Source organism: Pedobacter sp. HDW13 (genome assembly GCF_011303555.1).
GTDB lineage: Bacteria > Bacteroidota > Bacteroidia > Sphingobacteriales > Sphingobacteriaceae > Pedobacter.
Genome location: NZ_CP049868.1, coordinates 1,422,415 through 1,436,815, shown reverse-complemented (window position 1 = coordinate 1,436,815; position 14,401 = coordinate 1,422,415). Strand labels below are relative to the sequence as shown.

The 14,401-nt window shown below is 39.6% G+C and carries 10 protein-coding genes; 4 read left to right on the top strand and 6 right to left on the bottom strand.

Annotated features, from left to right (window positions below):
- Together G7074_RS05970 and G7074_RS05965 are read left to right on the top strand one after the other, a co-directional pair.
- Window positions 1-807, top strand: a complete 807-nt coding sequence (locus G7074_RS05970) for a DUF4249 domain-containing protein (RefSeq protein WP_166207396.1) — start codon at window positions 1-3, stop codon at window positions 805-807.
- A 42-nt stretch (window positions 808-849) separates the two neighbouring features.
- Window positions 850-1,818 (top strand): D-glycerate dehydrogenase, encoded by a 969-nt coding sequence (locus G7074_RS05965; RefSeq protein ID WP_166207393.1) that lies wholly within the window; start codon window positions 850-852, stop codon window positions 1,816-1,818.
- 92 nt (window positions 1,819-1,910) lie between these two features.
- On the opposite strand, the gene G7074_RS05960 is transcribed toward G7074_RS05965, so the two are convergent.
- The 6 genes from G7074_RS05960 to mutL all read right to left on the bottom strand — a co-directional run bounded on the left by G7074_RS05960 (window position 1,911) and on the right by mutL (window position 10,656).
- Complete coding sequence (locus G7074_RS05960; RefSeq protein ID WP_166207390.1) at window positions 1,911-4,637, bottom strand: Ig-like domain-containing protein; 2,727 nt, start codon at window positions 4,635-4,637, stop codon at window positions 1,911-1,913.
- Between the two features lie 423 nt (window positions 4,638-5,060).
- Window positions 5,061-5,693: a nitroreductase family protein gene (locus G7074_RS05955; protein ID WP_124561653.1), complete on the bottom strand. Its 633-nt coding sequence runs from the start codon at window positions 5,691-5,693 to the stop codon at window positions 5,061-5,063.
- Between the two features lie 194 nt (window positions 5,694-5,887).
- Window positions 5,888-6,997, bottom strand: a complete 1,110-nt coding sequence (locus G7074_RS05950; RefSeq protein WP_124561654.1) for an endonuclease/exonuclease/phosphatase family protein — start codon at window positions 6,995-6,997, stop codon at window positions 5,888-5,890.
- The gene (locus G7074_RS05945; protein ID WP_124561655.1) at window positions 6,997-7,851 is read right to left on the bottom strand and encodes a rhomboid family intramembrane serine protease; all 855 of its coding nucleotides are present in this window, start codon (window positions 7,849-7,851) and stop codon (window positions 6,997-6,999) included. Before G7074_RS05945 ends, G7074_RS05950 begins: the two co-directional genes overlap by 1 nt.
- Window positions 7,844-8,545 carry a rhomboid family intramembrane serine protease gene (locus G7074_RS05940; protein WP_124561656.1) on the bottom strand — a complete coding sequence of 234 codons (702 nt, stop codon included), beginning with the start codon at window positions 8,543-8,545 and terminating at the stop codon, window positions 7,844-7,846. Before G7074_RS05940 ends, G7074_RS05945 begins: the two co-directional genes overlap by 8 nt.
- A gap of 269 nt (window positions 8,546-8,814) precedes the next feature.
- The gene (mutL, locus tag G7074_RS05935; RefSeq protein WP_124561657.1) at window positions 8,815-10,656 is read right to left on the bottom strand and encodes a DNA mismatch repair endonuclease MutL; all 1,842 of its coding nucleotides are present in this window, start codon (window positions 10,654-10,656) and stop codon (window positions 8,815-8,817) included.
- Between the two features lie 302 nt (window positions 10,657-10,958).
- Between mutL and G7074_RS05930 the strand changes: the two genes are divergently transcribed.
- Complete coding sequence (locus tag G7074_RS05930) at window positions 10,959-12,593, top strand: amidohydrolase (protein ID WP_124561658.1); 1,635 nt, start codon at window positions 10,959-10,961, stop codon at window positions 12,591-12,593.
- Window positions 12,580-14,397, top strand: coding sequence for a serine hydrolase (locus G7074_RS05925; protein ID WP_166207388.1), 1,818 nt, complete (start codon window positions 12,580-12,582; stop codon window positions 14,395-14,397). Before G7074_RS05930 ends, G7074_RS05925 begins: the two co-directional genes overlap by 14 nt.
- Window positions 14,398-14,401: the final 4 nt, after the last annotated feature.

Here is a 14,401-nt window from a genome sequence, read left to right as displayed (position 1 = left end):
ATGAAAACACTAACGATATATTTTGCCCTTTTTACTTTGTGCCTGGCTTCCTGCAAGAAAATTATCTCTATCGATACTGAAAATGCGGCACCTCAAATTGTAATTGAAGGCATAATTAACAACCAGTTGATTGATCAGGAGATTAAAATCAGCAAAACGATTGGTTATACCGAAGAAAATATTTTTCCGAAGGTTTCGGGCGCTACGGTAACGGTTACCGATAGCAAGGGAAATAAGTTTGTGTTTAAAGAAGGCACTAAACCGGGTACTTACATTAACCGGATGAAAGGCGAGCCAGGAGTTACCTACAGCTTAAATGCAACAGTTGAGGGACAGAACTATACCGCGAGTTCTAAAATGCCCAATGTGGTTAAAATGGATTCGATTGGGATAATTAAAAACACTTTTTTTGGGCGTGACCGAAAAACAGCTGCTGCATTTTTTACCGATCCGGTTAACGAAGTAAATTTCTACCATTTTAACCTGTACGTAAACGATGTACTTTCGCGACGTTTTTATGCCAACAACGACCGTTTAACAAACGGTAACGACTTACGGATTCAGCTGTTTTTTAAGCCCAACAACGATCACGATAGCGATGAACTGAATACCAATGATAAGGTGAAGATTGAAATGGAATGTGTTGACAGCAATATATTTGATTATTGGTATGCGCTGAGCCAGCAGGCGGATCGAGGACCTAACCAGGGTACTACGCCGGCCAATCCAACATCGAATATTTCGAATAATTCATTAGGCTATTTCAGCGCAAACACTTATCAGGTACTTTCGATTACAGTAAAATAACTATAATCAAAAACTCCTGGTTGGATTTACTGTTAAATTAATATGAAAGTATTTATAAGTGGCAACATTGCTCCGGTCGGTTTAAAACAACTGGAAGAAAACGGTATTACCATTACCCAATGGAAAGAAAACCGGCAAATTACTGCCGAAGAACTAATTGAAGCCTGTAAAGATCAGGATGCTTTGATTAGTGTTGGCCCCAATAAGCTTAATGCTGCTTTTTTAAATGCCTGTAGTCATTTAAAGGTTATTGCACTACATTCGGTAGGTTTCGATCAGGTTGATGTGGCTGCAGCTAAACGTTTAAATATTCCTATTGGTAATACACCTGGCGTTTTAAGTGCCGCAACTGCCGATACTGCTTTCTTACTGATGCTGGCTGTATCGCGTAAAGCCTTCTTTTCCTGCCAGAAAATTATCAGAGGCGAGTGGAAAAACTATGAACCCAGCCCCGAACTGGGCATCGAATTAAATGGTAAAACCCTCGGGATTTTTGGTCTGGGCAAAATAGGTTTAGAAATGGCCAAAAAATGTGCCGCCGCTTATCACATGGAAGTGATTTACCATAATCGCTCGCAAAATACAGAAGCTGAACAGGAAATTGGTGCTAAATACGTCTCATTCGAGGAACTTTTAGCGAAAAGCGATGTACTTTCGGTACATACTGCCTTAACTCCCGAAACCAAAGGTAAATTTACTTTTGATGTTTTTAGCCAGATGAAATCCAATGCTATTTTTATCAATACGGCAAGGGGGGGCATTCACTACGAAACGGATTTGATCCGCGCATTAAAGGAAAAAGTAATTTGGGGTGCCGGACTTGATGTTACCAATCCCGAACCTATGGATAAAACAAACCCTTTACTAAGCATGGAAAATGTTGCTGTTTTACCACACATTGGCTCGGCAACTGAAGAAACGAGGGCAGCCATGGCTAAAATTATTGTACAGAATATAGTTGCCGGATTGAAAGGGGAGCAGTTGCCTTTTGAAGTAAGAGGTGAGATGTAAGACGGAAGATGTGAGAGGTATGATGGAAGGTGTAGGATGTAAAATGGAATATGTAAGATAGACTTTCCATCTTACATATTACCTCTTATATTTTACTTAACTGTGTACTTAAACACCGATCTGCCTAGGTTTCCGTTGGCATCTATACCTTCTATAATCACTTTGTATTGTCCTTTTCCATCAGCGTTATAATACTCGAAAGAGGTGTTGCCGGTTGCATCGGTAACTACTTTAGGGTTCCAGTAAATGGTAGTTCTTAAATCGTTTCGGTTCATGCTTGCAGGCACATCGTAACGCGGCGAGTAGAATTGCTTTTCTTTGTTATAGCCTTGTGGCGAGAAAGTAAGTTCGTAGTATTTAGGCAACATATCCATCAGTTGCGCTTTGGTAATCTTGGTTCCTTTAGGTGCTTTTTTCTGGTTAAATACAATAACACCGTTTACATTGTTGGCACGGTTAACCAGGCCTAAATCGTCTCTTAAAAATACCTCAACCGATTCGAGTTGGTTGGCATCGAGTGTATTGATCTGGTTCACATCCACGTTCATTCCGTTAATGAAAATACCCATCGGAATTTTTTTGCCCTGATTGTAATCGCGGGTTACATAAAAGTTATTGTCGGCAAAAGTAACGCCCGCCAACATACCTTGTAAGCAATTAATCAGTAAACCACAGCCTTTTAAACGATCGCCAGAAATTTCATGATCGGCCATTTGACTAAGCCCCGACAAGGAAGGATAATCTTTATGGCTTACTTTCGGAATTACAGCAGCCTTAATATTTACATCTTTTAAGGTATGTAGGTAAGCATACTGGCGTTTGCTGTTATCCAGATAAGAAGTTAAGGCACTGTCGATATTTAAAACCTCTTCGGCTGCACTGAAGTTACGGGTTAACGTAGGGACTGGTGCACCGTTTAAGCTTAAGGTCATGTTTTTATAGTTAACATTGTACTTAGCCGTAACAGTAACTTTCGATGAATCGTTAAATACGAGGTTCGAAAATTTAAAGTTCCCTACCGGATCTGTAGTGCCTTCCAGGTTAAAGCGTTTATCTGGGATGCTCAAAAGCAAGGCTCCCTTTCTAACCGGAATTCCATTATTCTGCCTTAAAATTCCCGAAATTTCAATTCCTTGTTCAGGAAGGAAATCAATTTTAGGCAGTTTGTTGGCAATAATATCGGTGTATTTAAAGCTGCGGTAACCCTGTGTAAGTAACAGCACATCTAAGTCTGCATTTTTCTTGGCATCGGGCGCATTGAAATAGTAGTTGGCTTTTTCAATATAACCTTTAACATCGCTGCTTAATAAAAGTCCGGTTAAGATGGTACTTGTTGCATCTTCGCTTGATGGTACTTTAGTTTCATCTACTACTGCTACAGAGAAGCTACCCTCAACAGGTGCACCATCTTTTTTAGCTGCAACATTAATTTTAACCTTTTTCTTAACGCCGTAAGTAGTTGCAGCACTGGTTAAAGCTACGGTCATATTATTTTTATGCTGTACAAAAACAAGTCTTTCGCTAAGCGGTTTACCATGTTCGTTAAACAGGGTTAGCTGGGCAATTCCGGTCGGGAATTTCAATTTAGGTATGGTAGTATTGTATTCTTTGTTCGATAGGGCTGTTTGTGCGCCGTAGCAGATTACCCCTTTGCTTTGGGCAATGAGGTAAAGTTTTTTCCCCTGGTTCTCTGCAAAAAAAGCTTCGTTTGCAGCAATTTTAATTACCACATTATCGACATTGCTATTATCCACATTAAGCACTACACCATTAGTAGTTACAGCAGGTAAATTATAGCTTTGTGTGGTACCATCGGCATAGGTTACAGCAGCTTTATAGGTTTTTCCGGCTTCGGCAGGTAAATTAAAACTACCCATGCCTAAATGTTGATCGCTGAAAGTAGCCACGCTTTTGCCTTCACTATCGGTAACAGTGCCTTTGGCACCAATGCCTAAGCCATCGCTTTTAATGGCTTTAAAGGCTACCTTGTTTGTTAAACCGGCAACTAAATTTCCTCCCTCTGGGAAAAACTGAAAATCTTTGCTCAAAATGGCATTTTTTAGCGGGAATGAGCTACTGGCTACGTCTTTATCTGTAGTGTTAATGCTGGTTATCAGCTCGCCTTTTTGCAATTGATATTCGGCTTTCTGCGCATTGGTCATAGCAATGGTCAGGTAACCATTTGCATCGGTAGTTCCGCGGCCTTTGGCAATTACTGTATAACTGGTTACTACCTGCCAGGTTACATTTTTATTGGCATAAGGTTTATTGCTGGCATCCCTGAACTGCACGCGTGCATCAATTTTTTCCTGCTTATCTGTAGAGAGATTTTTGTAGGTAATATGGGTTTTAACTTCTTTATCAATAGCTTCACCAACATAAAAAGTTTTGTTAAAATAGGCAGGATCCAGGCTGTTGAGCATCCATAAAGTATAAGCCCGAACGTGGTAATTACCTTGTTTATAATTCAGCTGATCTAAAGGGAAACTACCGTATGCAAATCCGCCTGTAATTGGGAGTTTTAAGGTTTGGATGAGCGAATCTTTCTGGTTAATTACATCCACATAAATAATTTTACTGATGCCCGATAAGAAATTCTGGTTTTCGGTAACATAGGCTTTAAACCAAACGGTATCTGCAACCGCATAATAAGGCTTATCGAAATGAAGATAAATTTTTTCGTTTGGATAATCAGTTAAAACCTTATTGGTTTTGGTGATAATGGTATTTATACTTACAGTATCGGTTTGGGCCGATGAAGAAAAATTTAGTGCTAACAGAAATGAAAGTATAATAAACGATAATCTATAAATCTTCATGAATTGGATGTTAAATGCTAATCCTGTAAATATATCCAATTATCAATAGAGCTCCTAAATTGTAAGGAGGTTTAACATTTTTTTACAAAAGTTTATTATTGCTCATGGGCATTTCCTAAAGAGTATGGCTTTAGCTAAGTATTTTTAACGTGGCTTTGCGATAGAATCGAAGGACTATTACTGCACGCGTTGGAAACGCGCGCAAGCTCACGTCTGTCCGTAGTGTTCCGAAGGACACTACGGATTGCAGCATAGAATAGCGTCTCCGACTCACTCTATAATCATTGAGTTGTAAACTCAATCTTATTCAAAAATCCGTAAAGACGCTACGCTTAACTCTACGGAAAGTATCTGAAAGATTGCTGCAAACAACACAGGCCACTAATTAGCGGCCCGTGTTAAAAATATAATGGTGTTTACCTTTTAATTTAATTCGATTAAGAATTCTTCTTTCGGAGAACGTACCTTTTTAAGGTTAACCAACCAGTCGCCTGCTTCGTCTCTATGACCTAATGGCAATAGGGTAACGCTTCTTAACCCTTTTTTATCTAAACCTAAAAGTTCGTCTAAAGCTGGTCCGTTAAAGCCTTCCATTGGGGTGGCATCTACTTTTAGTAAAGCAGCTTCTGCAATAGCAACACCAAAACCAATATAAGCCTGACGTGCAGCATGGTTAAAGTTTTCTTCAGCACTTCTCGATAAAATCATGCCTTTAAGTTGTGCTTTGTAAGCATCGGTTCCGTTTTGTGGTAAACCACGTTCAGCATTCATTCGGGTAAATACAGCATCAATACCTTCTTCTGTATAATTTTCGTTTGCAGCAAAAATTAAAAGGTGCGATGAATCGATAATCTGAGATTGGTTATAAGCAATCGGTGCAATTTTCTCTTTTAACTCCTGATTGGTTACAACAATAACTTTAAATGGCTGTAAGCCTGATGATGTTGGTGCCAAATGCGCAGCTGCAATAATTTTATCAACCTTTTCTTGTTCAACGGGTTGACCATTCATTTTTTTAACGGCATAACGCCAGTTTAGGGCATCTATTAAACTCATATCTTTTGATTATTTTTTTAAATTTTACGAAGCAAATATGGGGATAAGCTTTTTGCCAACTGTTGATGTATGGTAAGAAAAAATATTTTTGAGCGAATTGTATTGCTGCTGATATTTTTAAATGAGAGAATGAGTGCGGTTTGAATGAGAGAATAGACGTTGAATCACTCTCTAATTCAATCATTGAATCACCCCTAATCCAAAAACCTCAAATCGCTGCGTACCGGAAAGTGATCGGATAGTTTGGCTTGCGTAATTTTATAGTTAAGTACTTCCAGTTCTTTAGAGGTTGCGATATAATCGATCTGGAAATTAGGGAATTTACCATTATAGGTTTTGCCAAAACCATTACCTTTTTTAATGAAGCTGTTGTTGAGTCCAGCAGTAATTTGCGTAACCACATACGAGGCAGGGGTATCGTTAAAATCGCCAGCTATTAAATAAGGAGTTTTGCAGCTTGCCATTTCCTTTTTCATAATATCAACCTGACCGCTCCTTTTATAGAAAGCTCCTTTTAGCATTCTTAAAATGCGTTTCGAAGGCTGCAATTCGGTATTCATTTCTTTTACCTTATCCAGGTAATCGTAATCTTGCTTTTCGAAAGAAATGGATTGAAAGTGTACATTATATACCCGAAGGGCTTTGCCTTTAATATTTAAGTCTACGTAAATACTCATGTTGCCCGAATAACCATCAACAAAAGGGATCTTGCCCGAATCTTTAATCGGGAACTTTGAAAAAATGGCTAAGCCTGTTGCTTCGTAATCGTTACGGTTGGTAGGTACAAAGTAATAGTATTTGGTATTTAGCAGAGCCTTTAAGCTGTCTACTGTATCAAAAGCACCTTTGTAACGTGTAAAAAACTCCTGAAAACAAATGATATCTGGATTTTGATCTTTAACCACCTGCAGCATTTTCTCTTTAACCGATTCGGTATTGTCTTTTCCGTAAAGCTTAAAACTGTGCACGTTGTAGGTCATCATTCTGATGCTGTTATCGGCTTTTTTGATAGCACCTTCATCGCCGCCTAAGGCAAAAGTTGCTTTTAAGGTTTTAGCACCAATGGCAATAGCAAGAATGGTTACCACGGCAAAGATCCATTTTTTGCTCAGGAGCCACCAAACCAGAAAAATGATATTGCAAAAAAGAACATAGGGATAGGCCAAACCAAAAAACGCAATGATGGCGTGTTTGCGTGGATCCATATTTCCGGCAAGTACACCCAAGAGCAAAGCTACTGCCAGTGCAACCGCAATGGGCAAAAGAAGCTTGTCGAGGAAATTATACCGTTTCTTTTTTGTCATTAATCTTTACTTGCCTTAAATAATTTTTCTTTTTCCGCTGCCGTTAATTTGTCGTATCCTGAAGTAGATATTTTATCTAAAATGGCATCAATTTCCTGTTGCGAAACTCCTTCCTTAAATGCTGTTTTTTTAACAGGTTTATCGTTTCTAACTACTTTTAATTTAGGTTTACGCTCAAATAATTTGCTCCAGTCGTTTCCGTTTTGCAGGCTTTTAATGTAAAAGAAGCCCAGCAAGGCACCCCCGATATGTGCAAAATTTCCGCCGGCATTTGCCGATGATAAACCTATAAACGAAATGAGGAAGTAGGCTATTGCTACCCATTTAATTTTGACTTCGCCAATAAGCAACAGCATAATGGTATAATTGGGTACTAAGGTTGCGGCCGCGACCATAATCGCCATTACTGCTGCAGATGAGCCAATAACAGTTTGTCCCAGTAAATTATCGGCAAACACTGGAATGGTGTTTAAACCTACTACGTAAATTAGGGCTCCGGCTAAACCACCAGCAAGGTAAACAAAGTGGAATTGTCTGCTTTTCAGGAAATTCATGAATATACTGCCGAACCAAAACAAACCCAGCATATTAAACAGAATGTGAAGAATCCCGTCGTGAAAAAACATATAGGTGAACGGGGTATAAAAGCGTTCTGCTAGTTTAGAAAGGCTGGAGGGTAAGCCAACATACTCTCTAACCAAATCATCAATACCTAATGTTGATTTGCTAAAAAATGCAAGCACACCAATAATAGCAGTGATCAAAAACAGGATTACATTAATGCCAATGTAAAAAAACAAGGGATTGCCTGATTGAAAAATCTTGTACTTTAAATCTTGAAACGTATTATTCATAGAGCGTATAAAATGTATCGTTCTTGTCTTTCCATATTTTAACCAGTATAAAGCCGATTAAAGCACCACCCAAATGCGCGTAATGGGCTATAGAATCGCCTTCGAACTGAGCAACACCTAAAGATAGTTCTATTAAAATATAAATTGGAATAATGTATTTAGCTTTTACCGGTACGGGAATAAACATAATCAGTAATTCGGCATTTGGATACAACATGCCAAATGCGACCAGTAAGCCAAAAATGGCTCCCGAAGCACCTACCATGCCACCATAATAAATGCTGCCCAATGTTTGGGCTTGTCTTTCCGATTGGATCAGTTTTTCCCAACCATCAAACATGGTAATATGGCCGATAATCTGATGTACTTCATATGCCTGTACTACCCATTGTAAGGCCAATGCGCCTAATCCGGTAACAAAATAAAATATGAGGAATTTTTTTGCACCCCAGCGCGATTCGAGGATACTGCCAAAAGAATATAAGGCAAACATGTTGAAGAATATGTGCGCAAAACCACCATGCATAAACATATAAGTAATGGGCTGCCAAAATCTGAATTTGGGAGAATCGAAATAGAAAACTGCAAGTAAATTATCTAAATGAAGATTAGGAAGCAATAGCGTAGCTGCGAAAAATAAGATGTTAATAATCAGCAGGTTTTTAACTATTGGAGGGATATATATGTTGTTCATTTAATTTTAAAAATTGGTTAATCTGCTAACTGTGTTTAAAGGTTGAACTGGTTAATTGTTTAAATCGGTAAACTGTTATTTTATCATATTTAACATCAAAATTCGGCTTTAGTCTTTCGCATAGATTTCCCCCGCCTTTACGGGTAGTCACTACGGTCAAAATGACGATTTCCGTTTTAAGCTTTAGTCTCCAGGCTTCCGACTTTGGTCTTTTTACCACCTTAGAGCATCTAAGCTTTCCGCTTTAGTCTTTAACCTTTAGTCTTTTTCTAATTTTTCTCAAACTTCTTATCCAGCTCTGCCAAAGTTATGGTTTGGATAATCGGTTTGCCACTAACGCTAAAGTTAGGGGTTTTGCAGGCAAAAAGCTCATCAATAAGTGTATTCATTTCTTCTTGTGCAAGACTTGTACCCGCTTTAATGGCGCTGTTTTTAGCTAAGCTCCTGGCTAAACTATCGCGCTTATTTAATTTTAATTCCTGTTGCGAATTTTTAAAGCCTTCAATCAACTGTTCAAATAATTGTGTCTCGTTAATGTTGGTACTGCCCAAATCAACTGGTACACCTTCAACTACAAGGGTATTTTTACCAAACTCGCGTACATCGAAACCCAGGCTTTTGATATCGTCTAGCAAACTTTTGGCCAGTTCGAAATCGTTTGCGTTCAGCGTAATGGTTTGCGGAAACAAACTTTGCTGCGATGCTCCTTTGCGGTCATCGAGATGTACGAGAAAACGCTCGTAAAGGATTCGTTCGTGCGCCATTTGCTGATCGATAACCATTAAACCAGATTTAATCTGCGAAACAATATAACGGTTGTGCAACTGCATATATTGCTTTTGCTTGGTCTCTAAAACAGCATCGTCAGCCTCATAAAAGCTGGTTTGCTCAACTACAGGTTGCTCAGTTATATCGTAAAGCGTACCCCAGTTTTTGGCGCTGGGTTTGGCATCATAATTTCTTGGCGATGAAGCATAACCGGAAGTAGAACTTTTATCGCTGGCAAAAGGATTAAAATCAGGATTAAAATTAATGCTTGGTGGTACAATGTCTTCAACCGCTTTGTGCGTAATCATATTGCTAAAGCCCGTTTCCTGATCAAAATCAAGGGTAGGGGCAATGTTATACCGGCCTATCGAACGCTTAACGGCCGATTTTAAAATGGCATAGATCGATTTCTCGTCCAGATATTTAATTTCGGTTTTGGTAGGGTGAACGTTCACATCAATTTTTGCCGGATCGATCTCAATAAACAATACGTATAACGGATAACTGTCTTCGGGCAAAAGATCTTCGAAAGCTGAGCTTACCGCATGGTTTAAATAGGGGTCTTTTATAAAACGGTTGTTTACAAAAAAGAACTGTTCGCCCCTTGTTTTTTTTGCAAAAGCAGGCTTACCAATATATCCTTTCAGATTAATAATGGTAGTTTCTTCCTCTACAGGTACCAGTCGTTCGTTATAGTTGTTGCCGAAAAGGTGTACAATGCGCTGTTTTAAATTGCCTTTTGGCAGGTTAAAAATTTCTACACCATCGTGATGCAGACTGAAAAACACCTCGGGGTGTGCCAAGGCTACCCGTTGAAATTCATCAAGGATATGACGCATTTCTACCGGATTGCTCTTCAGAAAATTTCTGCGGGCCGGGGTATTGAAAAACAGATTCTTAATCGAAATCTGCGTTCCGGCTGCAGTGGCTACGGGTTCTTGCCCGGTTACCTGCGCACCCTCAATAGAAATGCAGGTGCCAATTTCATCTTCGTACCGGCGGGTTTTCATTTCTACCTGCGCAATGGCGGCGATCGAAGCCATGGCCTCACCACGGAAACCCATGGTACGGATGGCAAATAAATCTTCGGCCTTTTTTACCTTGGAGGTAGCATGGCGCTCGAAACACCTGCGTGCATCGGTAACACTCATTCCACAGCCATTATCAATAATCTGAATCAGGGCTTTGCCTGCATCTTTTACTACCAGTTGAATTTTGTCTGCACCGGCATCTATCGAATTTTCGAGCAATTCTTTTACTGCAGAAGCAGGTCGTTGAACAACTTCTCCGGCAGCAATCTGATTGGCAACAGCATCAGGCAATAAGTGAATAATATCAGTCATGTATTAGGGCAAAGTGAATTCGCTAAATTATGCAAAATAAGCTTAAAGAACCGGAATTGTTTAAAACTCAACATGTAAATGACTGTGGGTAAATAGGATTAATTGGTTTGATGGTTCATTTGTTTACTGATCATTAGTTCACTTGGTTAACTGGTTAACTGTTTGAATCGGTTAATCGTAAACTGGTTAATTGATTAACTGTTTAAACAGGTTAAATGGAAACTGTCCACTGTAAACTGATTTCGCCTCTGTAAAACCGAATTTACAAAGCCAAATGCTTTCAATTTTCTATCTTTATCAACATGAAATCTAGTTTGTACAGCCTTTTGCTGGCTTTGTTGTTTACCTCTTGTACCAAAAAGGAAGAAGTAGATGTGATGGTGTACAACACGAAAGTGTACACCGTTAATGCCGGGTTTGATACAGTTGAGGCTTTTGCCGTGAAAAATGGTAAAATTTTAAGCCTGGGCAATACAGCCGAAATCAGAGGTAAGTATAGTGCCAAAGAAGAAATTAATGCCAAAGGCAAAACGGTTTATCCTGGTTTTATCGATGCCCATGCACATTTTTTTGGTTATGGACAAAGCCTCCAGACTGCCGATTTACGCGAAACGAAATCGTGGGATGAAGTGCTGGACCGTTTAACCGTTTTTGCCAAAACCCATCCCGATGGCTGGTTAATTGGCAATGGCTGGGATCAGAACGATTGGGAAAACAAAGCTTTTCCAACTAACGAAAAGTTAACGCAACTGTTCCCAAATCGTCAGGTATTTTTAAACCGGATTGATGGCCATGCTGCTATTGCCAACCAAAAGGCACTTGATGATGCAGGAATCAAAAGTCCTAAAAAACTAACCGGTGGCGATATGCTGACCGAAAATGGTAGGTTAACGGGTGTGTTGATCGATAATGCGGTAGCACTTGTAGAAAGTAAAATTCCTTCACCGGATGCTAAACAGGCAGAAAAGATTTTTACCGATGCCCAGCGGAACTGCTTTGCTGCTGGTTTAACTACGATTGATGATTGTGGACTAAGTTATCTGGCGGTTGAGTTTATCGAAAAACTGCAAAAAGAGCAGAAGCTCAAAATGAGGTTGTATGTGATGCTTTCTGATGCACCCGAAAATTATAAATACCTTTTTGCCCGTGGCCCCATTAAAACCGATCGGCTAAATGTACGGGCATTTAAGGTATATGCTGATGGGGCCTTAGGTTCGAGAGGTGCTTGTTTATTGCATCCCTATAGTGATATGCCCAATAAAACTGGTTTTCTGCTCAGCAATAGGCAGCATTTTGAAGAAGTTGCAGCTAAAATTGCAGCCAATAATTTTCAGATGTGTACCCATGCCATCGGCGATTCGGCCAACCGGGTAATACTTGATATTTACAACAAAATTTTAAAAGGCAAAAACGATAAACGCTGGCGCATTGAGCATGCCCAGGTGGTAAATGCCAACGATTTTAACTTGTTTGGTAAAGCGAGTATTGTTCCGTCAGTTCAGCCTACACATGCTACTTCCGATATGTATTGGGCTGGACAGCGTTTAGGTGCCGAAAGGTTAAAGGGTGCCTACGCTTACAAACAATTGTTGAAACAGAATGGTTGGATTCCATTGGGAACAGATTTTCCGGTCGAAAACATTAATCCATTATTAACGTTTTATGCTGCAACGGTTCGGGCAGATGCAAAAGGTTTCCCGAAGGGTGGTTTTCAGGTCGAAAATGCCTTAACACCCGAAGAAGCTTTACGCGGAATGACCATTTGGGCAGCTAAAGCTAATTTTGAAGAGCAGGAAAAAGGAAGTCTGGAAAAAGGTAAATTAGCCGACTTTGTAATCCTCGATCACGATATTTTAAAAACAACACCACAAAATATATTAAAAACCAAAGTTTTAAAAACCTACCTGAACGGAGAAAAAGTATATGAAGCGAAATAAATTGTATGTTCTGGCTGCGGCAAGTTTCTTTAATGTTTTATGTTTAGCTGCCTGCGCACAAGACCATGCAGTAAACGAGAAAAAACTTGCTATTGCCAACAGTATTACCAGTACAACTGTATTATTAAACAATCAGGGTTCGGTTGTACCTTTAAAATCGCTCGATAAAAAGAATATTGCATCTGTTAGCCTCGGGTTCACTTACAGCACTGCTTTCGATAGTTTGGCCAATAAATACACTAAGATTACTTCCTTTTCGGCCGATGAGTATAAAGACAGCATAAACCTCAATAATCTGGAGGATGATCTGAAATACTTCAATACCATTTTAATTGCCATTGATGATCAGCATGTAACCCAGGCCAAATACATCAATTTTATTAACAGCATTAGCAAAAACAAACAGGTTATCATTTCCTTTTTCGGTAACGGGCCCGCTTTAAAATCTTTCGATCTGCTGCAATCGCCCATAGTCTGGACGGTACAAAACAATGCCGATGCAGCCAATCTGGTACCTCAGTATATTTTTGGAGGTATTGCTGCTACCAATAAATTAACTATGGCTTACTCTGCCCGTTATACCATGGGATCGGGCTTTACCACCAACGCTATCCGTTTAAAATATACAGTGCCCGAAGATGCAGGCTTAAACTCTAATAATTTAAAGGAAATTGATGCCATCGCAACCGAAGCCATTGCCCAAAAAGCAACACCAGGTTTGGTGGTTTTGGTGGCTAAAGATGGAAAGGTGATTTTTAATAAAGCATACGGCACGCATACTTACGATACCAATGTGCCAGATAAGGTAACCGATATTTTCGACCTGGCTTCGGTAACCAAAGTTACTGCCACAACGCCTGCCGTAATGCGTTTGTTTGAAGAAGGGAAATTAAAATTGGATACCAATATTGGTGCATATATCCCTAAAGCACGTACCACCCCGATGAACAACATCCAGGTGCGCGAAGTAATGTTGCACCAAGCAGGTTTTATCCCTTACATTCCGTTTCATGATTATGTGAAAACCGGCGATTACAGCAGAGATTCATCTGCAGCTTACCCTACCAAAGTAGCCGATAACTATTACATTAAAAAAGGCTTCTTTAAAGATTTTATGTGGCCTAAAATGCTCAATTCACCCATTAAAACCCGAGGTAAATATGTATACAGCGACATTAGCATGTATGTAATGAAAGATATTGTGGAACACATTAGCGAAGAGCCATTAAATCAATATACATACGAAAATTTTTATAAACCGCTGGGAATGCAGACTGCAGGTTTTTTACCTCGAAACCGTTTTAAACCTGAGCAGATTATTCCAACCGAGGATGATAAATATTTCAGGAAAACCTTGTTGGTAGGCTATGTTCACGATCAGGGAGCAGCTTTGGCTGGTGGTATTTCAGGTCATGCTGGGTTATTTGCCAGCGCAAACGATCTGGCTATTATTTACCAGATGCTGTTAAACCGCGGAACCTATGGTGGAGAAACCTATTTTAAAAACACAACGGTTGATATGTTTACATCAAAACAATCGAATGTGAGCCGTAGAGGTTTAGGTTTCGACCGATGGGACCCTGATACAACTAAACATTATCCATCTGAACTGGCCTCGCCACAAACTTACGGCCATACGGGTTACACCGGCACCTGCGTTTGGGTAGATCCTTCACGCGGCCTGGTTTATGTTTTCTTGTCAAACCGTGTTAATCCAACCGTTACCGATAAATTGTCGAATCTAAAAATCAGAGGTCGGATTGAAGATGTGGTAAACAAAGCTATTGACGAATCTAAAAAATAAATCT

What these genes read in the sequence shown, in the direction of transcription:
- G7074_RS05970 (WP_166207396.1), top strand. Translation starts at nt 1, where the DNA reads ATGAAAACACTAACGATATATTTTGCCCTTTTTACTTTGTGCCTGGCT.
- G7074_RS05965 (WP_166207393.1), top strand. Translation starts at nt 850, where the DNA reads ATGAAAGTATTTATAAGTGGCAACATTGCTCCGGTCGGTTTAAAACAA.
- G7074_RS05960 (WP_166207390.1), bottom strand. Translation starts at nt 4,637, where the DNA reads ATGAAGATTTATAGATTATCGTTTATTATACTTTCATTTCTGTTAGCA.
- G7074_RS05955 (WP_124561653.1), bottom strand. Translation starts at nt 5,693, where the DNA reads ATGAGTTTAATAGATGCCCTAAACTGGCGTTATGCCGTTAAAAAAATG.
- G7074_RS05950 (WP_124561654.1), bottom strand. Translation starts at nt 6,997, where the DNA reads ATGACAAAAAAGAAACGGTATAATTTCCTCGACAAGCTTCTTTTGCCC.
- G7074_RS05945 (WP_124561655.1), bottom strand. Translation starts at nt 7,851, where the DNA reads ATGAATAATACGTTTCAAGATTTAAAGTACAAGATTTTTCAATCAGGC.
- G7074_RS05940 (WP_124561656.1), bottom strand. Translation starts at nt 8,545, where the DNA reads ATGAACAACATATATATCCCTCCAATAGTTAAAAACCTGCTGATTATT.
- mutL (WP_124561657.1), bottom strand. Translation starts at nt 10,656, where the DNA reads ATGACTGATATTATTCACTTATTGCCTGATGCTGTTGCCAATCAGATT.
- G7074_RS05930 (WP_124561658.1), top strand. Translation starts at nt 10,959, where the DNA reads ATGAAATCTAGTTTGTACAGCCTTTTGCTGGCTTTGTTGTTTACCTCT.
- G7074_RS05925 (WP_166207388.1), top strand. Translation starts at nt 12,580, where the DNA reads ATGAAGCGAAATAAATTGTATGTTCTGGCTGCGGCAAGTTTCTTTAAT.